17 protein-coding genes and 1 pseudogene are annotated in these 19,046 nt (G+C 66.4%); 12 read left to right on the forward strand and 6 right to left on the reverse strand.

The window, feature by feature from the left end; all coding sequences use genetic code 11:
* Positions 1–291: 291 nt before the first annotated feature.
* The 7 genes from ACTXG6_RS18840 (at position 292) to ACTXG6_RS18870 (ending at position 5,443) form a co-directional block, all read left to right on the forward strand.
* On the forward strand, positions 292–837 hold the full coding sequence (locus ACTXG6_RS18840; protein WP_445189121.1) for a flavin reductase family protein: 546 nt from the start codon (positions 292–294) through the stop codon (positions 835–837).
* Between the two features lie 9 nt (positions 838–846).
* Complete coding sequence (locus ACTXG6_RS18845) at positions 847–984, forward strand: hypothetical protein (protein WP_445189122.1); 138 nt, start codon at positions 847–849, stop codon at positions 982–984.
* Between the two features lie 410 nt (positions 985–1,394).
* Positions 1,395–2,603 carry an acyl-CoA dehydrogenase family protein gene (locus tag ACTXG6_RS18850; RefSeq protein ID WP_445189123.1) on the forward strand — a complete coding sequence of 403 codons (1,209 nt, stop codon included), beginning with the start codon at positions 1,395–1,397 and terminating at the stop codon, positions 2,601–2,603.
* A gap of 196 nt (positions 2,604–2,799) precedes the next feature.
* Positions 2,800–4,023, forward strand: a complete 1,224-nt coding sequence (locus tag ACTXG6_RS18855; protein ID WP_445189124.1) for a cytochrome P450 — start codon at positions 2,800–2,802, stop codon at positions 4,021–4,023.
* A 30-nt stretch (positions 4,024–4,053) separates the two neighbouring features.
* A complete protein-coding gene (locus tag ACTXG6_RS18860; RefSeq protein ID WP_445189125.1) occupies positions 4,054–4,353 on the forward strand; it encodes an antibiotic biosynthesis monooxygenase family protein in 300 nt (99 codons plus the stop codon).
* Between the two features lie 361 nt (positions 4,354–4,714).
* Positions 4,715–4,984: a hypothetical protein gene (locus ACTXG6_RS18865; protein WP_445189126.1), complete on the forward strand. Its 270-nt coding sequence runs from the start codon at positions 4,715–4,717 to the stop codon at positions 4,982–4,984.
* Positions 4,985–5,041: 57 nt separating this feature from the next.
* Entirely contained in the window at positions 5,042–5,443 is a 402-nt protein-coding gene (locus ACTXG6_RS18870) for a phosphotransferase (protein ID WP_445189127.1), read from the forward strand.
* A 146-nt stretch (positions 5,444–5,589) separates the two neighbouring features.
* Here the strand turns inward: ACTXG6_RS18870 and ACTXG6_RS18875 are convergent, their stop codons facing one another.
* Positions 5,590–5,808 (reverse strand): antitoxin, encoded by a 219-nt coding sequence (locus tag ACTXG6_RS18875; protein WP_445189128.1) that lies wholly within the window; start codon positions 5,806–5,808, stop codon positions 5,590–5,592.
* Positions 5,762–6,079 (reverse strand): hypothetical protein, encoded by a 318-nt coding sequence (locus ACTXG6_RS18880; protein ID WP_445189129.1) that lies wholly within the window; start codon positions 6,077–6,079, stop codon positions 5,762–5,764. The genes ACTXG6_RS18875 and ACTXG6_RS18880 overlap by 47 nt, the downstream gene beginning before the upstream one ends.
* A gap of 500 nt (positions 6,080–6,579) precedes the next feature.
* On the opposite strand from ACTXG6_RS18880, the pseudogene ACTXG6_RS18885 reads away from it, so the two are divergent.
* From ACTXG6_RS18885 to ACTXG6_RS18900, 4 genes and pseudogenes are all read left to right on the forward strand, one after another.
* Positions 6,580–6,874 (forward strand): annotated as a pseudogene (locus ACTXG6_RS18885) (acetyl-CoA C-acyltransferase); the annotation flags it as partial.
* Between the two features lie 1,060 nt (positions 6,875–7,934).
* Positions 7,935–8,630, forward strand: coding sequence for a helix-turn-helix transcriptional regulator (locus ACTXG6_RS18890; protein ID WP_445189130.1), 696 nt, complete (start codon positions 7,935–7,937; stop codon positions 8,628–8,630).
* Positions 8,627–9,826, forward strand: a complete 1,200-nt coding sequence (locus ACTXG6_RS18895; protein WP_445189131.1) for an FAD-binding oxidoreductase — start codon at positions 8,627–8,629, stop codon at positions 9,824–9,826. The genes ACTXG6_RS18890 and ACTXG6_RS18895 overlap by 4 nt, the downstream gene beginning before the upstream one ends.
* Positions 9,827–10,009: 183 nt before the next feature.
* A complete protein-coding gene (locus ACTXG6_RS18900) occupies positions 10,010–11,350 on the forward strand; it encodes an acyl-CoA dehydrogenase family protein (protein WP_445189132.1) in 1,341 nt (446 codons plus the stop codon).
* A 508-nt stretch (positions 11,351–11,858) separates the two neighbouring features.
* On the opposite strand, the gene ACTXG6_RS18905 is transcribed toward ACTXG6_RS18900, so the two are convergent.
* The 3 genes from ACTXG6_RS18905 to ACTXG6_RS18915 all read right to left on the reverse strand — a co-directional run bounded on the left by ACTXG6_RS18905 (position 11,859) and on the right by ACTXG6_RS18915 (position 14,809).
* A complete protein-coding gene (locus ACTXG6_RS18905) occupies positions 11,859–12,671 on the reverse strand; it encodes an ExeA family protein (protein WP_445186883.1) in 813 nt (270 codons plus the stop codon).
* On the reverse strand, positions 12,668–14,125 hold the full coding sequence (locus tag ACTXG6_RS18910; RefSeq protein ID WP_445186884.1) for a DDE-type integrase/transposase/recombinase: 1,458 nt from the start codon (positions 14,123–14,125) through the stop codon (positions 12,668–12,670). The genes ACTXG6_RS18905 and ACTXG6_RS18910 overlap by 4 nt, the downstream gene beginning before the upstream one ends.
* A gap of 93 nt (positions 14,126–14,218) precedes the next feature.
* Positions 14,219–14,809, reverse strand: a complete 591-nt coding sequence (locus ACTXG6_RS18915; protein ID WP_445186885.1) for a hypothetical protein — start codon at positions 14,807–14,809, stop codon at positions 14,219–14,221.
* A 208-nt stretch (positions 14,810–15,017) separates the two neighbouring features.
* On the opposite strand from ACTXG6_RS18915, the gene ACTXG6_RS18920 reads away from it, so the two are divergent.
* The gene (locus ACTXG6_RS18920; RefSeq protein ID WP_445189133.1) at positions 15,018–16,085 is read left to right on the forward strand and encodes an IS110 family transposase; all 1,068 of its coding nucleotides are present in this window, start codon (positions 15,018–15,020) and stop codon (positions 16,083–16,085) included.
* Between the two features lie 14 nt (positions 16,086–16,099).
* Here ACTXG6_RS18920 and ACTXG6_RS18925 read toward each other — a convergent pair whose 3' ends face one another.
* Positions 16,100–17,383 carry a LytTR family transcriptional regulator DNA-binding domain-containing protein gene (locus ACTXG6_RS18925; protein ID WP_445189134.1) on the reverse strand — a complete coding sequence of 428 codons (1,284 nt, stop codon included), beginning with the start codon at positions 17,381–17,383 and terminating at the stop codon, positions 16,100–16,102.
* Between the last annotated feature and the right edge of the window lie 1,663 nt (positions 17,384–19,046).

Genomic DNA, 19,046 nt, shown 5'->3' on the forward strand with positions numbered 1-19,046 from the left:
TTCTGAGCAAGTTGACCGTGCCCACCAACTTCGGGTGTAGCAACGACCCAAGATGCGCGGGGTCGATCCCCCCGAGGGAGCGGACCACGCAAGATCTGCACGACTGGCTAATCCCTGTGCGTGAACCTGCATTCAGAGTCGCAATACGACTTATGCTTGCTTCAGTTGCGTCTTATTGTCTCTTTAGATCTGCGAAAGCGAACCGGTGCTGGCAGGGTGCCAGTGCGAAGTCGGACGGTGCGACGCCGTGATTTACGTGGTGCCCTTCAATGTTAATATAGATGCGATGATATGACCGCGAAAATACTGCGTCAGTCGCAACCCGCGACCCCGATCGATACCGATACCTTCCGTTCGGTGATGGGTACGCTGTGTCAGCAAGTCACCGTTATCGGCACCCGCACGGCCGACGGCCAGCTCCATGGAACAACGGTGACGGCGTTCTGCTCGCTGTCTCTTCGGCCGCCCATGGTCAGCGTCGCGTTAGACCGTGAAAGCCGCCTACTCGGGCATCTCGTGAACGTGCGTCGGTTGTCGGTCAGCCTGCTCAGCCACGATCAGGACTCCGTGGCAAAGTTGTTCGCCACCAGGTCCGACGATAAGAACAGCAGCGCGAGTTGGACGATCGGTCCCGGGGACCTTCCCTATGTAGACGGTGCCTCCGCATGGCTCACCTGCGATGTTGTGGAATTCGTCCAGGACGGTGATCACAACGTTCTGTTCTGCGTCGTCACCCACGCATCCCACTCAGGTGAACTTCGGCCGTTGGTTTACAGCCATCGGATGTTCGGAACCAACTCGGCTGTGATGAAGGACAAAGGGCCTGCCGGTGAGTAGCTGTGCTGAGTGGCGGCGTCCGTGGTGAGCCAGGTACGCGGGGTCGTCTCGCACACCAAGGGCAAGCCGGTGGCGGTGGAGACGATCACGGTGCCTGATCCCCGACCCGGCGAGGCGGTAGTGAAGGGGCAGGCCTGCGGGCGCTGAAGCCAGATCCGAACAGCCGTGAGCCGGGTGCTTACGAGCCTGCACCCAGGCATGAACTGGGACGTCGTCGCTGCTGAAACAGGTTGGGATCTGCGCGCGGTGGAGCAGACTGCGGAGACTGCGCCGCCGACCCGGTCTGAGTTGCAGGTTCTGCGTCGGCTGCACCCTCTCGGGTCGTAAGTCACGGTGGGCGCCACCCCCCGTCCGGCGTAGTAGACGCAGTGCTGTCCGCACACGGATGGCTTCCCCGCCCCGGCTCCACGGGCAGGCATGTCCGGATCTATAACAATTCCCCGAACGCCGCTCTACCGGTTCGCGTTTTGTACTGCGGCCGTCGCAACGCGGCTGGAACAAATCCTTCACTCGCCTAGTGTCTGGATCCAGAGTAGAGCTGGTAACCGGAGGAAATTATGACCGACATTCTTGATCGCCCTAATGCGGCCCGGACCGGTGCCGGTATCGCAGCTGATGCGGACGTGGTTGCCCGGGCTACCTCCCTTGTTCCGCTGATTAGGGAGCACGCGGAGAAGTCCTCCGAGGATCGCCGTGTGGTGCCCGAGGTCGTCGCCGCACTCGAGGAGGCCGGACTGCTCAAGCTTCTCGTGCCCCAGCGGCTCGGAGGTGTGGAGACGAATCTCCGGACGATGATGGAGACCGTCGCCGAGGTAGGTCGCGGTGACGGCTCGACTGCCTGGGCGGTCGCCCTGCTCAACGTCTGCTCGTGGTTCGCGACGACGTTCTCCGACGAGGCACAGCAGGACATGTTCTCGGCCCCGAACGCGAAAGCCTGTGGCATCTTCTCCCCGCCGCTAAAGTCAGAGCGGGTCGATGGCGGGTACCTCGTCAGCGGCCGCTGGGGTTACTCGTCCGGCTCGTTCGCCGCGACCTGGGCCACTCTGGGGATCGGCCTGGACAACGGCGACCCGCGCGCGCTGGCGCTCATTCCGTCGAGCGCGTGGACGATCGAGCCGACCTGGTTCGTCACCGGTATGAAGGGCTCGGGCAGCGACACCATCGTCATCGAGGACTACTTCGTGCCCGATCACCGCATCCAGCGGTTCACCGACATGGTGGAGGGACAGTTCAGGACAACGCATAAGGCCGACGAGCAGAACTCCAACATGGCCTTTCTCCCCGTCGCCGCGCTCGTTCTGGTCGGCGCGCAGGTGGGCCTGGCCCGTCACGCCATGGAGCGGACGCTTGCGAACCTGCCGAAGAAGAACGTCGCGTACACCTGCTACACGAACGCTCGGAACTCGCCGACCCACCAGGTGGGTGTCGCCGAGGCGGCCACGCAGTTCGACCAGGCCGAGCTGCTGATGCAGCGCGCCTGCGCGGACATTGATGGTGCCGCGTCGCGCGGAGTGCAGCTGGACAAGCTCACCCGCGCTCGGGTGCGCATGGACACCGGCGTTATCAGCGAGCTGGTCAAAGACGGCCTGGACAGGTTGATGACCGCGAATGGTGCGTCTTCGTTCGCGGACGCGAACGTTATGAGTCGGATCTGGCGCGACTCCGAGATCGCCGGCCGGCACGCTCTCGTGATGCCAGAGCTGGGCAAGGAGGCATACGGGCGGATGTTGCTCGGCGCCGACGAACCTCTCACCCTCGACGTCTGAGTTGGTCTCGCTGAGCCCGTACTCGCTCACCCGGAGCCTCCGACGTCATGGGGCGACCGGTGATGCCCGTCCCACCCAATAGAAGGAACCGACTATGGCACCGTCAACGAGTGCGACCTCGACCCCCATATCGGTCCCAGCGGGTTGCCCTGTCAGCCACATCGCGGACAGCTTCGATCCGTTCAACGAGCCGTATTTGGCCGATCCGTACGCGTTCTGGCGGATCGCCCGTGAGCAGGCGCCGGTCTTCCACAGCCCGCGGCTGGGCTACTGGATCGTCAGCCGCTTCTCTGACGTCCGCGAGGTTTTCCAGGACACCGACACCTTCTCCGCGTCGATCTCCATCACCCCGCTCAAGGAACTCTGCCCAGCCGCGGTCGAAGAACTGGTCAAGGCCGAGATGGCGATGGGGCCGAGCCTGGTCAACGAGGACCCACCGGTCCACACTAAACGTCGTCAGCACGTCCGCAATGCACTGGTAGCTCCTCGGCGGATCGAGGCGGTGCGACCCCGGATCCGGGAGCTGGCCAACCGCTACATCGACGGGTTCATCCGGCGAGGGCATGCCGATCTCGTCGCCGACTTCGCCTGGGAAATCCCCGCCCTGGTGGCCTTCGCGGTCATGGGTGTACCCGACGAGGACGTGGAGCGCGCCAAGGAATTCTCCGGTCGTCTGGCCCTGTTCACCTGGGGCTATCCGTCGGATCAGGATCAGACCCAGCTGGCCGCCGGGATGGGCCAGTACTGGACATACGCAAAGGAGCACGTCCAGCGCCGTCTCACAGAGCAAACGGACGACTACATCAGCGAACTGATCAGATCCTGGCGATCCGACGGCAACGAGGAACTGTTCGACGAGAACTACCTGATCACCACGATGATGAACTTCCTGTTCGCCGGACATGAGACGACCACCAACGCCACCGCGAACGGCATGCGGGCACTGCTGGAGAACAGTGCCCAGTGGGACGCGCTATGCGCGGACCCGTCACTGGTGCCCAACGCGGTCGAGGAGATTCTGCGCTACAGCTCCTCGGTCATCGCATGGCGTCGTGAGGTGGTCAAGGACGCTGTGATCGGGGACATCACCATTCCAGCCGGCTCTAAGGTCCTGGCAGTCACCGGTTCGGCGAACCACGACGAGTCGGTCTTCCCCTTACCTGAGAGGTTCGACATCACGCGGCGCAACGCCAGGAAGCATTTCGCGTTCGGCAACGGCCGTCACCTTTGCCTGGGCGCCCCACTGGCCCGGGTGGAGATGCAGATCTTCCTGGAAGAGCTGAGCCGTCGGCTGCCCCACATGAGGCTCGTCGAGGACCAGACTTTCAGCTACTCGCCGAACACCTCGTTCCGGGGCCCGGACCATCTCCTAGTGGAGTGGGACGTCCGGAACAACCCGGTCGAGGCTGACTGGACCTGATCGATGACAGCGGTGTGAAACAGGAGCGAGATGGTTGTCGAACACGCATACCTCAAGATCACGGCCGGCCGGGAGCAGGAGTTCGAGGCAGCTTTCCTTGACGCTGAGCCCGTCCTGACCGGTGCGACCGGATGTCTCGAAGCGGCGCTGTTCCGGGACTCCGAGGAGCCGGCTTCGTACCTTCTCCGGGTGCGCTGGGCAACATTGAAGGACCACCTCGAGGTATTCCCCGCGAGCGACGCCGGCGCGGAGTTCGCGACCAAGATGGCGCATTTCTTCGCCGAGGTGCCCGCGGTTCGCCACTTCGATGACATTGCGGTACGAGGCTGAACACGATGAACTTCACCTCGGACGCCGTCGCTGCCGCTGTCGAGGCGAGCTTTGCCGCGTCACCCGATCCGCGGCTCCCATCCCGCCATGCGAGCACGAACGGCCGCATGAGTACCAGCCCGAGGTGTGCTCCTGGTACTGCAAGGCGCTACCGAACACCGCTGTCCGCCTGGATATGGCCCGGGTTGTGACCTAGCACTTGCACACGGGAATACCGTGCACCTTGATCACAGAAAGTCCGGCCGCGGCGCGCGTCTACGGCACGTAACCGGTATGGAACATCGCTTTCCAAGCGGCTCCCGTCCGGCCTCGGGCCGATCTGAACCTGGTCAGGCACCGGTTCGGCCCCGGTGGGCTCTACTTGCTGGAGGAACCGGAGGCGGCGCTGTCCGCGCGCGGTTGCATGGCGCTGGTGGTGCGGATCGCGGAACTGGTCGCCCAGGGAAGCCAGTTCGTGGTGGCCATGCACTCGCGGATCCTGCTCGCGGTGCCCGGCGCCGGGATCCTGCAGATCGACGGGCACGGCGCGATCGAGCAGGTCGGCTACGACGACGTCGAGCCGGTCATCCTGACTCGCGGATTCCTTGCCAGCCCCGACCGGTTGCTACGCCACCTGCTCACCGACGAGTGACGCCTGCCGCCCCGTTCTGCTCGCGGGTTAATGGCCGGGCGCAACCCCACTCGCGCCATGGCAGTGGAGCGTCCCAAAAACGACCGGCAGTGCGAGGATGCCGCGCGGGTTTCGGACGCTCCTGGCCGGGCGTGTCGGCCAGCGCACGGCGCTGATGATTTCGACGAGATAGCCGCGCGGACGCTCGTCGAACGACGCGCTGAGTGGGAACGTATACCGGACCCGTTGACAGGGCTGCCGGAGTTGAGTTGCCAGGTGCTGCACGGTGACTACAGCTCGGCGAATCTCCTGTTCGATAGCGAGGCTCTCGCGGCAGTGGTGGACTTCAGTCCGCCTGGATTAGCTGCGCGCCGGTGCGGCCCTGGCCGCCGGCGGCTGGAAATGGCCCGCGCTGTGGCCATTGCGTGCCGCTGTCACCGCTCTGGCCGGTCCTTTCGTGGCCAACCCAACCGGATTTGACCAACCCTGGCGATTTACTCGCCAGGCGCACCGCCGATCTTCATATCGATCAGACCTGGTTCGGTACCGGCTACTTCGCCCACGGCCACACCCAGACCACCGAGGACACCCCGGTAGACGTTGCGGGGGATCGTTCCCTGATCGACCTAGTTCCCTGGGGTGGGGTCAGTGGGTGGTTGCGGGGGCGGCGCCTCGGTGCCGGGAGTGTGGTCCTTGGCCTGTTGGGCGAGTTTGTCGATCTGCTCGTCGTGTCCGGCGACCTTGCCTTTGGCGATCTCGCTGACCTTGTCGATGGCCTGGTTGACCTTGTCGGGGTGTTTACCCAGCAGCTGCATGGCCTTGTCCTTGAGCGAGGTGAAGTCCATCGGATCCTCCGTTGTTGTTGTGAATGGCGGCGGACAGATTGGCGGGCGGCGGGCTTGCCGCATCGCCGCTGTCGTCGGTGCTGGTGTGGGCTAGTGGATTCTGAGGCTTGTGCAGTCGAGTCTTCGCGAAGTCGTACTGGGCTCTGGCCTCGGCCACCCGCGCGCTCGTCTGCCCCAACGCTTCCTGGGCGCGGCGCAGCTGCTCTTCTGGTGAAGGCGTCGGGCGCAGCATTTCCTCGACAGTCATGTCCATGATCGCGGCCAGTGCCACCGCCTCATTCAGCCGGATCGGGCGCTCTCCGCTTTCCGACCGCGCTAGCTCGCCAGGGGTCATCGCGGCGCCGGCGGTGGCAAGCACTGCGTGGCGGCCAGCGACTCCAGCGGGATCCCGATCTCCCCGCGCAGCGCTCTGACCCGGGCGCCGAACACCGCCTCAGGCGAAGGATCGCTGTGTTGCATAGATCACACGCTACGACCCCAGCCCCGGCACCACCAGGTCCACCACGGGGACAGACACGAGTGGTGGGATGCTGAGTAAGGTGCCTGCTCAGCTGCGTGCGGCTGCGGAGGGCGGTCACAGTCGACGTACCGCAAGCCTCACAGAGGTCACTGGCCGTGCTTGGCGCGGTGGATCAAGCCGCCGCCGCGGTGGTTGTGCTGAGTCGGATCTGACCGTGCAAGCCCTTCAGCACCTGCTGGTCGGCATCGAGGCATGCCATCGGGCCGGTGTGTCCCATTCGCCGCGACTGGAGGCGGATCTCCGCGCGGCGGCGGTCACGCCGGCGGGCGGCAGCGGCGCAGGTCGACCTCCGGTTCGTCGAGGAGATCATCCGGTCTCCGTGCCGGGCCGGCGGGGAGACACCGTGGTGGACCGTGACGAACATGTCCGGCCGGATCCCGACGTCGAGACATTGGGACGACTGCGCCGGTGCGGCTGCCGGAGGACCCGGAAGCCACCGTCACCGCCGGCAACGCGTCGGGCCAGAACGACGGCGCCGCGATCCGCATCGTGACCACCCCCGAGCGGGCGGTCGAGCTGGGTCTTCGCCCGTTGGTGCGGCTGGTATAGCGCCGCACCTCGGATCACTTTCCATGAGCATCCCTGTTCCGAAAGAGCGGATTATCATCTGGCGTACGGATCCGCGAGACGGGCCATGTCGGAGTCCCTAGTAGGGAGCCCGAATTTATGTCTTGCTCCTCTGTGCGGCGGTTCACTTTTTTCGCGGTGGCGACGCTGATCGGGAACGGCACGGTCCGGGGCTGTCTGCTGAGCGTGGTCGTAAGCGAATACTTCCCGGATGGGGTCACCTTTCTGGCAGGCCTGGCGCATCCAGGCCCACGGCCGGATGCTGGCCTGTGCGACAACGCTGCAGCCATCGGGCCGGCGTGCACCCGTGAGGGAACTGGCGTCGTGTGAGGCCACCGGGTCGGCGGCGGACTGATCGAGCACCGCATTGGGCATCGCGACACACCCTTCTTCCAAGTCCGGCTGCCCCGGGTGGGCAGTGGGAGTACGTGGGGGAATGGCAATCCCGTCTCGCCCGGGAGCCGCGATCGCGGGATCACCGCCAGGCCTGGGATGCAGCACGCGGGCGACGAGCCGCGACGGTGGGGATTGGGCTGTTGGGGTTGGGTCGGGTGGTGTAGCTGAGGTAGTCGACCTCCGGGGTGCCGGGGGTCGAAGATCGGCCCGCTCGACTCGGGTCCTTAACGCCGATCTCAGTCAGAGGTTGCCGGCGTACCCGGGCGACTCCGGGCCTTGGAGGGCGGCACGGCGCAGAGCCGTGCGTCCGTCGTGTGGTTGGCGGCGTAGGCCGGCGACCACACCGACAGAGCTCCGCCCGCGCCGCAGTCCCCACCGGATTTCCTCGAACGAGTGCCACGCCGTCCCCGAACTGGCATCCGACGATTTCGAGACAGAAAGATCAAGATGAAGTGACTAACCGAGGAATCGGCACCCAGCAAGATCATCCAGGGAGGGGTGGCAGGTCGTCGGGTTGCAGTGAATTTTTGCAGCATTGAACTCCTTTTTAATCTAGGGTCGTGGCGTGGTCGATGGACAGCGGCATGAGGTAGGGGACGGGGCGCTGCATCCTGGCTTGGTCGGAGCGAGCCGGGTGCGTCTGATGAAGGCGCTGCGGGCAAGCGACTGTGGTCTGGACGTGCGGGAACTCGCCGAGTTGTGCGGGTTGCACATCACCACCGCGCGGTTTCACCTGGACATACTGCGTGAGGTAGGGCTGGTGGTGGCCCATTCCGAGCGTGGTGGGGGACGTGGGCGTCCACGGCTGGTTTACCTGCTCGCCGAGCGGCGGCGTGGGCAGGACCTGGCGGGCTACGAGCTTCTCGCGACCATGCTGGCAGCTCACTGGGACGAGTCACCAGGGGAGCGTGCGCGGCGAGCTGAACGAGCCGGTCGGGAAGCGGCCCTCTCGCGGGCCACCCCGCGCGACAGCGCCGAGAGCCCAAGTCTGGAACAGGCCGCGAGCCAGGTCAGTGCGCGGTTCGCGCAGCTGGGCTTTGAACCCGAGGTCAAGCGTGAGGGTCGGCAGGTGCTGATCCGGTTGCATAGATGCCCGTTCCGATCAGTGGCCGAGAAGAGCCCCGAAGTGGTGTGCTCACTGCATCTGGGCTTGATGCGCGGCGCGCTGGAACAGATGGGCGCACCCGTCGGGCGCACCAGTCTGGAGCCGTTCGTGCGGCCGCACCTCTGCATTGCACGCCTGGAACCAACCGTTCACGCGGGTTCCAACCGTGCCGGGGCGACGTCCCCGGGGACCCCTCGGCCGACGGTGAACCGACGCTCGCGCGGTCTGAAGTGACTGCCCCTCGACTGAACTCCGCCGACCAGGCGCGGGCTAATGGTCTGTACACCGGGCCGGTGGGGCACGGGGGAGCGGCCGGGGCCGAGAGCGTCGTCGCACTGATCCGGGAGAGCTGGGCGAGGGTGGAACCCGAGTCCCACGACCTGGCGAAGCACTTCTATGCACTGCTGTTCGAACAGGCCCCCGAGACGCGCGAGCTGTTCCCGATCAACATGCAGGTCCAGCGTGGGCGACTGTTACGCGCGGTAGTGCACGTGGTGCACATGGTTGACCAGCCCGATCAGCTGGCTCCGTTCTTGGCCCAACTCGGCCGCGACCACCGCAAGTTCGGTGTGCTGGCTCGCCACTATGCTGCGCTCAGCCAGGCGTTGATCAGCGCGGTTCGCCAGTTCAACGGCCCGGCCTGGTCGCGGGAGACCGAGCAGGCCTGGGTGCAGGCGTTCGAACTGATCACCGGGTTGATGTCGCGGGCGGCGGAGGCCGAGACCGGGCCGGCGAGCTGGCTGGGCAGGGTGATCGCCCATCGCCGGCTGAGCTGGGATGTGGCGGTGGTACGGGTGCAGACCGGTGCACCCATTCCTTACCAGGCCGGGCAGTATCTCAGCGTGGAGACGCCGAGGCGGCCGCGGCTGTGGCGGTACTTTTCCCCGGCCAACGCGCCCCGCGAGGACGGCATCTTGGAGTTCCATGTCCGTGCGGTTCCCGATGGTTGGGTCAGCCGGGCGATCGTCGCGCACACCCAGGCGGGGGACACGTGGAGAATCGGCCCCCCGATGGGGCAACTACCGTTTCACCGCACCCCGGGCCGAGGGCTGCTGCTGGTTGCCGGTGGTACCGGGCTTGCCCCGATCAAGGCGATGCTCGAACAGCTGGCCCAGCAGTCCGACAGTCCTCGGACCGAGCTGTTCGTCGGTGGGCATGGTTGGTCGGATCTCTATGACTTCGCCAGCCTTCGCGAACTGTCTTACCGCAACTCCTGGTTGAACGTGATCCCAGTCGTGGAATGCGAGGAGCCCGGTGCGAGCGCGGAGCTCGGCACCTTGGCCGACGTGATCACCCGTTACGGAGCCTGGGTCGATCGTGATGTGGTGGTCTGCGGCTCGCCGGCCATGATCCGCGCGACCGTCTCGCGCATGCTGGTCGCGGGCACCCCGCTGGATCACATCCATTACGACCCGTTCGTCATGGACTGATTGCCCGCGCCGCTCATGCCGGCCTGGTAGCCGCTGGCGGGGCGTCGGGCGCCGCTCGTGCCGAAGATCTTCCTGGTGGATCCTCGCCGTTGCATGGTGGCTGCTGCGGGGCCGCCGGAGTGCTCGTCACGCCGAGGGCGGCGCTGGGTGTCAGCCCCCTTGCCCAGACGGGAGAACGATCAGATGGCTATCGACTTCACCCTCAGTGAGGACCAGCGGAAAGTGCAGCTGCTGGCGCGTGATTTCGCCGTGAACGTGCTTGCCCCGGTGGTCCGCGCGGCTGATGCGGAACCTGACCCGCTCAAGGCGTTCCAGATGACCAAGCCGGCCTATGTGGAGGCGTACAAGCGTGGTATCGCGTTCGGGATGCTTCCCAAGGAGTACGGGGGAGGTGGGTTGACTAACGTCGAGCTGATCCTGGCAGCTGAGGAGATCTGCGCGGTCGACCCGGGTTTCGCCTGCACCGTCCTGGTCAATGGGCTGGCTCTGCTGCCGGTCTGGTACTGGGGCAACGAAGAACAGAAGAAGCGGGTGATGTCGGCCGCTACGTCGGATTCATCTGGGGAGTGGATCGCCGGGTACGCCGCGAGCGAGCCACCGGGGCAGCCTGGTGGGACCGCGAACTTCGACGCGCCGCTGCCGCACCCGGTCGGGATCGGTGTCATCGCGCGTCGCGACGGCGACTCCTTCGTCCTCAATGGGCGCAAGTACTGGCCGTGCAATGTTGGCGGCTGGGACGGCCAGGGCGCCAACATCAACCTGGTGGTGGTGCGGACCGACCCGGACAAGGGTGGCACCGAGGGTCTGTCTGCCGTGCTTGTCGAGCGGGGCACGCCGGGAGTCACGTACAACATCATCGATAGCTTCGGACACCGCCTCACACCCAACTCGGAGATCATCTTCGAGGATGCGCGGATCCCGGCGGAGAACCTGGTCGAGGGGACCTACGGCAATGGTGATCTGCTGATCAACCGCAACTTCGCCTGGTCGGGACCGGTGGCCGGGATCGCCGCCGTGGGCGTTGCCAGGGCGGCCTACGAAGCGGCGCTGAAATGGGCCAAAACCTACACCGCCGGCGCACCGCATCCGATGATCCACTTCCAGAACGTAGGCTACGTGCTCGGCGATGTCGCCGCCAGGATCGAGGCCTGCCGCTACTTCTGCTGGAAGGCCGCGCACTACATCGACGGCCATGACTACCATGGCGAGCTGATCGGCGCGATGAACAAGACGTTCTGTACCGAGACTCTGTTCGACAGCGTCTACAAGTGCATGCAGGTCGTGGGCGTCAACAGCGCGGACAAGAAGCACATGTTCGAGAAGTACCTGCGGGAGGCCGCAATTTTCCCGATCTATGACGGCGGGAACTTCGGCATGCAGCGCCGCCGGGTCCACGGTGTGCTGGCGAGTCCGACCTTCAACCCGCGTGCCCTGATGGACGACGAGTTCGTCGAGTTCACCAAGGAGATGGAGACCATCGACACCATCACCGAGGTGAACAGGCCAATGCTCAGTCAGGCTTGATCGAGGCGGGGTCGCTCTGATCGGGCGTCACGGACCCGCCGGGACTCTCGATCAGGGCCATCCCAGCCCACTTCTAACAGTGAGGATGTAGGTGAGCCCCGCGGCGGTCGTCCTGACCCAGCCTCTAACTGACTTCGGGTCTTTAACGGGATGTGTCGGTCGGTCCGCCGCGGGGCTCGCTTGCACTCACCAAACGTGGCGGTTGTGACTTCATAGGAGCCTGTGCCAGCAGGCACCCATCACTGTTTTGTCCGCTCGCCGGGTTGGTGCGTGCCGCCCTGCCCGGTCGAGAGAACAGGACGGTCATCCCCACGATGACACAGCACGATGCCACGACACAGCTCCCCACCTGTGACACGGCCGTGGCTGTTGGCCGCCGTTGAGGATGCAGACGACCGCGTCGTTCAGTGTGCCGATGTCGGGGTCGTGAGCAGGCCCCGTCGGCGGGTGCCGGACGGGGCCTGGTCGTCGGGGTGGCGCGGTGGTCGTCAGGGTGGCGTGGTCGTGATCAGTCGGCGGTGACTTCGGCGACGGCGGTGCGGGTGGAGGACTCGTCGACGATGGCCTTGTCCGCGGCGAACGCGGCGACCAGCGCCTGGACGGCGAGGTTGTTGACCGCGCGTGGGTAGCCGCGGCTGGTTTGGTGGATTAGCGCGGTGGCGTCGTCGGAGAACAGGGTGTCGGACCGTCCGGCGAGTGCGACGTGATGTCGTAGGTAGCTGCTGGTCTCCTCGCCGGTCATCGGGGGCATGGCGTAGCGCAGTCCGATTCGCTGGTCCAGTGCGGCGAGGACGCCGAGTTTCATCCTTCGCCGCAGGGTCGGCTGGCCGACGAGCAGGCAGGCGAACGGGCTGGTGGAGTCCATGTCGTGGTTAGTGAGCATGCGGATCGACTCGAGCTGGGCGTGATCGAGCAGGTGGGCTTCGTCGATGACCACGACGGGGGTGCGGCCGCGTTCGACCTGCTCGACCGCGAGGGCGTCGACGGTCTGTGGGACCAGGGTGGCGTGGTGGGTCAGGGGTCGCTGCCCGAGGGCGGCGACGATCTGGTGGTGGATGCCGCGGACCCCGACGGTTGGGTTGGGCAGGTAGATGATGGTGTGTCTTGTGGGGTCCAGGGCGGCGAGCGCGGCGCGGACGGCGACGGTCTTCCCGGCCCCGACCTCGCCGGTGATCACTCCGATCCGGTGTTCGGTGACGCACCAGCCGATTCGGGCGACGGCCTCGCCGTGGCTGGCGTGGCGGTGCAGCATCCCGGGGGCGAGGTCGCGGCCGAACGGGGTGCGGGTGAACCCGAAGAAACCTTGCAGCCGGTCGATCACGACGCCACCTCCCGGTTGATCTCGCCGGCGCTGAGCTCGGTGCCGGTGAGCAGGTCGAGCTGACCGGGCAGCTCGACGGCGGCGTTGCTCAGCGCGGCGTAGTTGACGCCGTGGGCGAGCTCGGTCTGGTGCGCGTCGGCGATCAGGCGGGCGTAGTCGATCCCGGTCGCCGCGGGCGCTTCAGGTGGGGTTTCGGGTCGCGCCTTGACATGTGAGTGGCGGCCGATGCGGTGCGGGATCGCTGTCCCGGCTGGGACACCACGCACCCGAACCTGCACTGTGGTGAGGTCGAACGGGTCGAACACCAGCTCGACGCGGTGCCCGACCAGGATCGGGTCGACCTGGTAGGTGTTGCCCTGCAATGACACCAACGCGGTCTTGGTGACCGTGCGGTGGGCCTCCCAGAGGAACGCCTCGGCCAGCGCGGCGGGTGCGGGGAGCGGGAACGGGCCGCCGGCGTGCCAGCGTGCCAGCGGTGGGTGCCCGGTCTCGGAGTGGACTCGGCGGTGATAGACGGTCTCGACCCAGGCGGTGAACAACAGGTTCAGCTCGTCCAGATCCGCGACCAGGTGCCGGCCGGGCTCGCCGGTGAGCTTCCCGGTGATCTCGACGAGGAACTGCTCGCGGACGGTCCGGAAGAACCGCTCGATCTTCCCCCTGCCCTGCGGTCGGCCCGGGGTGGAGTGGATCAACCGGATCCCGAGTGTCGCGCAGGCCCGCAGCAGCCAGGCATCGACGAACGCCGACCCGTTGTCGACATAGACCCCGTCTGGGACGCCGCGCGAGCCCAGCGCCGGGCGCAGCGCCGCGGCCAGGCGCACGGTGTCCTCGGCGAACCCGAACCGGTGCCCGACGATCGCCCGGGAGTGGTCGTCGAGGAACGCGAACAGATACGTCTTGCGGCCGCCGACGGTCGGGCCGTGCAGGGCGTCACCGGTCCAGAGCTCGTTGGGCCGGTCAGCTTCGAACCGGCCGAACACCGCCTCGCTCCCGGGTCCGCCAGCGGCGAGCGCCCCGAGCGCGGCGGCGATCCGCGGGTCCTGGGCGAAGTGGCGTTGCAGGGTTCGTTCCCCGGGCGCCCACCCCATCTGAGAGCGCAGGATGCGCCGAACCTGAGTCGCGGTCCGGGACGGGTTCTCGCGCTTGAGCGCGACCGCCATCTCGATCACCTCGACCGGCAGCCTGGGTGCGGACTGGCGCGGGTCAGGCACCAACGCGTCGAACCCACCCCGGCGCCACGCCCGGATCCACCGGTCCAGCGTGTCGCGGGAGATCGTGCGGCGCCGCCCGGCTGGGTCGAGGTGTTCACGCGCGGCGATCTCACGGACCAGCCGGCCCCGGGCCTTGCTCGACAGCCGCGGGTCAGCGGCCTCGCGGATCAGCTGATAGCGGAACAGCCCGATCGCTCGGGCCCGCTCCGCTCGTACCGCTATTTCGTCGTGTCTCACTGCCATGGGTGAGCCACCTCCTCGTCACGCTCGTCGGACAGAACAAGCGGCGAGCCTCACCGAGGAAGATCACCCAGCATCAGGGGCAACTCGTGTTGATCAGCCCCGCCCGGTCAGAGCGGGCCAGCCCGGCAGCAGCAACCGGCCTGCCGAGACCGCGGCGGCTACCTGCCAGACCGGCACCTCGACGACGGAGAACCGGGTCGCAAGCGCCGCGGCAGCGGCGGTGAGCGCGGCGATCGCGTCCGCCCACGCCGACCCGGCCGGCCCAGGCAGAACCGGATCCGACGCCAGCGCCCGGCACCACCGGGTGAACACCGCGCGGACCCCGTCGACCCGGGCGGCGAAGCGCCGCAACCAGCCACGCACCGTCTCCGGCGGCCGGGCCAACAACGCCGCGATCCGGCGGTGCCCGACACCGGTCGCCTTCGCCGCCAACGCCGCCCCGATCACCGCGGCGGTGTCCGCGCGGCGGACCAGCACCACCACCGGGAGCAGCACATGCGTCGCCCGGCAGCCGGTGCACCGTGATCGCCGCGGCACCATCCGAACCGGGCTGTCCGGCCCGCGGACCGTCCGGGCGCGAGCCCGGCCCCATCCGGCCAGCACGCCCGCGCATCCCGGACACACCAACTGCCCCGATCGGAGACGTTCCTCGACCGCGACCACATCGGTCTCTACCGTGAGCATCGCGCCTCCGAGCGCAACCACACGGCCCTCCCGCACGCTTCCGGCCAAGGACACAGCGGGAGGGCCGTGGCCTACCCCGACCCGAAGATCGTCACGGTGACGGCGCCGACGAACACGGTCAACACGACTCGCCCGAACCAGACCGGATCTGCAAGCTCAACGGCGCAGACCCGGCACTCCGTCGTCATCCCCAGCGGCGGCTGACACCGTGGCCACCGAAAACACCACCACAACCCTCGAGGTCGTGGGCGGGGTGGATACCCACAAAGACACCAACACCGCCGCCGTGATCGATACCGCCGGCCGAACATTGGGCGTCGCCCAGTTCCCGACCACCCCGGCTGGCTATGCGTCGCTACTGACCTGGCTGCGCTCGTTCGGCACCGTGACACTGGTCGGGATCGAGGGCACCGGCGCCTACGGAGCGGGGCTTGCCCTGCATCTGCACCTGGCCGGTGTGGCGATGGTCGAGATCGACCGCCCGGAACGCAAAACAAGGCGTTGGCAGGGCAAGTCCGACCCGATCGACGCCGAGGCCGCCGCCCGGGCCGCGTTGACCGGGCGCCGCACCGGCACCCCGAAACTACATAACGGCCAGGTCGAAGCACTCCGGGTGCTACGCGTCGCTCGCCGCGGCGCGGTCAACAACCGCGCCGATGCCCAACGCCAGATCAAGACGTTGATCGTGACCGCCCCCGACTCCCTACGCAGCCAACTACGCCGGTTGAGCAACCGTCGCCTCATCGAGGTCTGCGCCACCCGCCGCCCCGACCGCGTCGCCGCGGCCGACCCCGCCGTCGCTACCGTGATCGCGTTACGGTCGCTGGCGCGGCGTCACCAACAACTCACAGACGAGATCAACGAGCTCGACTCGCTGATCGCCCCGCTGGTCGAGGTGATCAACCCGAGGTTGTACGCACTGCTCGGCGTCGGCCCCGACGTGGCCGGGCAGCTGCTAGTCACCGCCGGGCAAAACCCCGAACGACTGCGCTCAGAGGCAGCCTTCGCCATGCTGTGCGGCGCCGCCCCACTCCCCGCCTCATCCGGGCGCACCCACCGCCACCGACTCAACAGAGGCGGCGACCGCCAGGCCAACGCCGCGCTCTACCGAATCGTGCTCTCCCGGCTGCGCTGGGACCCCCGCACCCAGGCCTACACCGAACGACGAACCACCGAAGGAATGAGCAAGAAAGAGATCATCCGATGCCTCAAACGCTACATCGCCGAGATCTACACCGCACTCACCAGCACAAAAGACCCTGAACTAGCCGCTTGACATCGGAGCATCCCTCAGATGCCCAGGGCAGCGCGCAAGCTGGGAACGTGACGGCGCGCGACGGGGATGGCCTCGCGACCGTGGTGCTGGGTGCTCACGGTCAGCGTGCCTTTGCTGAGGCCCTGCTCGACCTCGCGAACCCGCCGCACATTGACCAGGTAACCACGGTGAACACGGACGAAGCCGAGCGGTTGCAGTTCACGTTCGAGGTTGTCCAGGCCACGGGTCAGCGCCCGGAGACGGCCGCGGTCGGTTACCAGCCACACGGTGTGCTGGTCGGCTTCGGCGTACCTGATCTCTGACGGCCCCAAAATGATCATCCGATTGTCGCAGAGCCCGATCACACTGTGGCGTACCACGCTCGTTGCCTCCGATGCCGCTGGCGGGAGATCCCCGGCCGCGGCATCCAAGGCGATGAGCAGCAGGCCCAGTAGCTCGTCGCCGGACAGTATCGGGCGGACCTCGAACACGAGGTGCTGATCTGGCAAATTAAGCTGGCACTGCCCTAACCATTTCGGATCGACCGCGGCCTGTGTGCTGGCTTCGCGGATGACCGATCTGAGGCTGAGTGCTACCGTGCGCGATCGGCTTCGCGTCTGAAGGGCGGGACCGGTAGACGGGATCGCTGCCAGCACCTCGGCCCGATCGTTGGCGGCGACTACGCTGCCGCCTACGTCCACCGCCAGTATGGGCACGCGACGATCAACCGCCTGCTCGGCCTCGAAGAAGGCTTTTGCCAGCTCTGTTCCCTCGCGCAGGGCCTGCTGCTCGAGCGCGGCGCGCAGTGCTGCTACCGCTTGTTCCATGTGTGCGCAGGTTGCCGGCGAGACATCTTGTCTCCAGAAGGAGATGTTGAGAGCGGCGATGGGCTCCGCCTTGACCGGGTCGACCAGTGCCACTCCATGGCAAGTCCAGTCATGCAGACTCTCACACCAGTGCTCGGGCCCCCGTACGGACACCGGGTAGGCCGAATCCAGTGCCGTTCCCATCCCGTTCGTGCCTGTCGCGGACTCGGACCAGGTAAATAGGGGCGCAAGATGACTCTCCGTGGCGCGCCGGTGCGCAACCCCGACACCCCAGGTGCCCAGGATGCGGCCCCCGGCATCGGTCACGGTAGTCACCGCCCCGTCGGTCCGGTCGGCTAGCACCGCTGCGATCCCACCCAATTGAGTCAACGCACTGTGCCGCGACGGTGCAGTGGTGCTCAGTCCGATTGCCGCCGGCGGGCTCGTGTGCAACGGGTCGACTCCATACACATCCCGGCAGCGATACCACGACAGCAGGATCGGCGTCGGCACGCCCTCGACCCTGTTGGAGCCCCCGACGAACTGCTCCCACGCGACCTTGGTCCGACGCTCGCGCTCCCCGAGGCTTCTCATCATCGGTTCCAGACCAACCTGTCCGTCCCGGTCTCCGCGAACTGCGGCACGTGCAACAGCGACTATTTAGAGTACGAGACTCCGTTTTAATCCGATACGGCCAGTGGGACGACGCGCTGGGTGGCCAGATCCCGTGCGATGTCTACCTGGACGGGTCTGCGTGATCCTTCCGTCGGAAGGTGACATGGTCGACCGATGGGCGGACCTCGGTGTCGGCTGCCGCTGAAATGGGGGTTTGGAGCGATCAAGCGCGCGGTCGTCACTCCGGCTGAGCGCTAGGCAACGCCAGGCCCTTCCCCGGGGACTACGTTGCTGGTTTGAGACGCGCAGCTCTCCCACGAGCATTGGAAATGAACTGCAGATGACCGGGCAGGATCGACGTCCTCGTCGGGCTGGCTCTTGATGACCTGGACAGCGGACATGTTGATGTTGAGTCCGTGTTGCGTCTCGTCGCGCGCCGGGCGTGGGGCGAGGGATACCGCGAAGCCATGAACCTCACCGATGAGGTCACCGATCACCAGAACCGCAACAGCGGCCCCGACACCGGGCCGCGATAGATCCCTCGCACATGGGGGTGTCCCGGTCAGCCCCACGGGGGTCGCCCACTGCGGAGTGGCTCAGGGCTGACCGGGGCGCCACACCCGGGACAGCGGGTGATCACGTGGACCTGTGCGGTACAGCGTGACTGAGGAGTTCCCCCGGTTGTTGATGAACACAGACTTCAGCGAGCCCGGGCACCCTGAGAAGAATGACGTCAAGTGACACTCTGCTCATCCAGGGTCACTCAAAGTTACACACGTGTCGTTAAGTCGACATCGACTGCTCACTGATCACCTGTAGGCATTACTAGTCACAGACACCGGGTGGGAGCTCGACAACGTGGACGAAGTCGGCCATGACGCATGAGATCATCACCTAGGCGAACATGGCGGTGTACCTGCGATCGGATTCCGCTGCTGGTGTTCGGTTCCTGGCCGGTATGCGGGATTGCCGGGGTGGTCCGACGCGACCCGCAACTCTGGTTTAGACCCTGGCAGCGCGCCAACTCCTACCCCGTCGCCGCACCCGCTGACGGTTCGACCGTGTAGGTCTTCCCACTGGTCCATGACGAGACCGCGCGACGCTGTGTGTGCGGCGTCCCATGAGTTAGGTGCTCTGTTCGTCATCGCTCGGTCCTGCTGTCCGCGATCATGAGAACAACGATCAGCGGCACGGTGCCGAGAACGACCACTCCGCCCAGCATCATCGCGGTAGCGTCGATCCCGAATCCGACAATGAGCATGAGTATCGCCATTGAGATCATGCCGAATGCGACGCGTACCCAGGCCTGGCATGTTGATCGTGCGCGAGTGGGCGAGACTCGACGCGTGTCCGGCCTCATAGCTCGTCGCGCGGGCTTCGGTGCTCGACCAGCGGTGGGCTCGCTCAAGAGGTGAGCAAGCCTTGGATCGTCGGCGAATAGTCCGAGTTCGATGCGGCGTAGATCGCGCTGCTCCTTCCATGACAAGGCGGCCACGATTCATCGACCCGCACAAATCCGGGGTGCCCGGACGCGGTATGCAACGCGAGCTGGGGTGCGCGG

The organism is Pseudonocardia sp. Cha107L01 (genome assembly GCF_052566575.1).

What these genes read in the sequence shown, in the direction of transcription:
- ACTXG6_RS18910 (WP_445186884.1), bottom strand. Translation starts at nt 14,125, where the DNA reads ATGGCAGTGAGACACGACGAAATAGCGGTACGAGCGGAGCGGGCCCGA.
- ACTXG6_RS18870 (WP_445189127.1), top strand. Translation starts at nt 5,042, where the DNA reads ATGGCAGTGGAGCGTCCCAAAAACGACCGGCAGTGCGAGGATGCCGCG.
- ACTXG6_RS18860 (WP_445189125.1), top strand. Translation starts at nt 4,054, where the DNA reads ATGGTTGTCGAACACGCATACCTCAAGATCACGGCCGGCCGGGAGCAG.
- ACTXG6_RS18875 (WP_445189128.1), bottom strand. Translation starts at nt 5,808, where the DNA reads ATGGACTTCACCTCGCTCAAGGACAAGGCCATGCAGCTGCTGGGTAAA.
- ACTXG6_RS18915 (WP_445186885.1), bottom strand. Translation starts at nt 14,809, where the DNA reads ATGCTCACGGTAGAGACCGATGTGGTCGCGGTCGAGGAACGTCTCCGA.
- ACTXG6_RS18840 (WP_445189121.1), top strand. Translation starts at nt 292, where the DNA reads ATGACCGCGAAAATACTGCGTCAGTCGCAACCCGCGACCCCGATCGAT.
- ACTXG6_RS18900 (WP_445189132.1), top strand. Translation starts at nt 10,010, where the DNA reads ATGGCTATCGACTTCACCCTCAGTGAGGACCAGCGGAAAGTGCAGCTG.
- ACTXG6_RS18890 (WP_445189130.1), top strand. Translation starts at nt 7,935, where the DNA reads ATGAAGGCGCTGCGGGCAAGCGACTGTGGTCTGGACGTGCGGGAACTC.
- ACTXG6_RS18850 (WP_445189123.1), top strand. Translation starts at nt 1,395, where the DNA reads ATGACCGACATTCTTGATCGCCCTAATGCGGCCCGGACCGGTGCCGGT.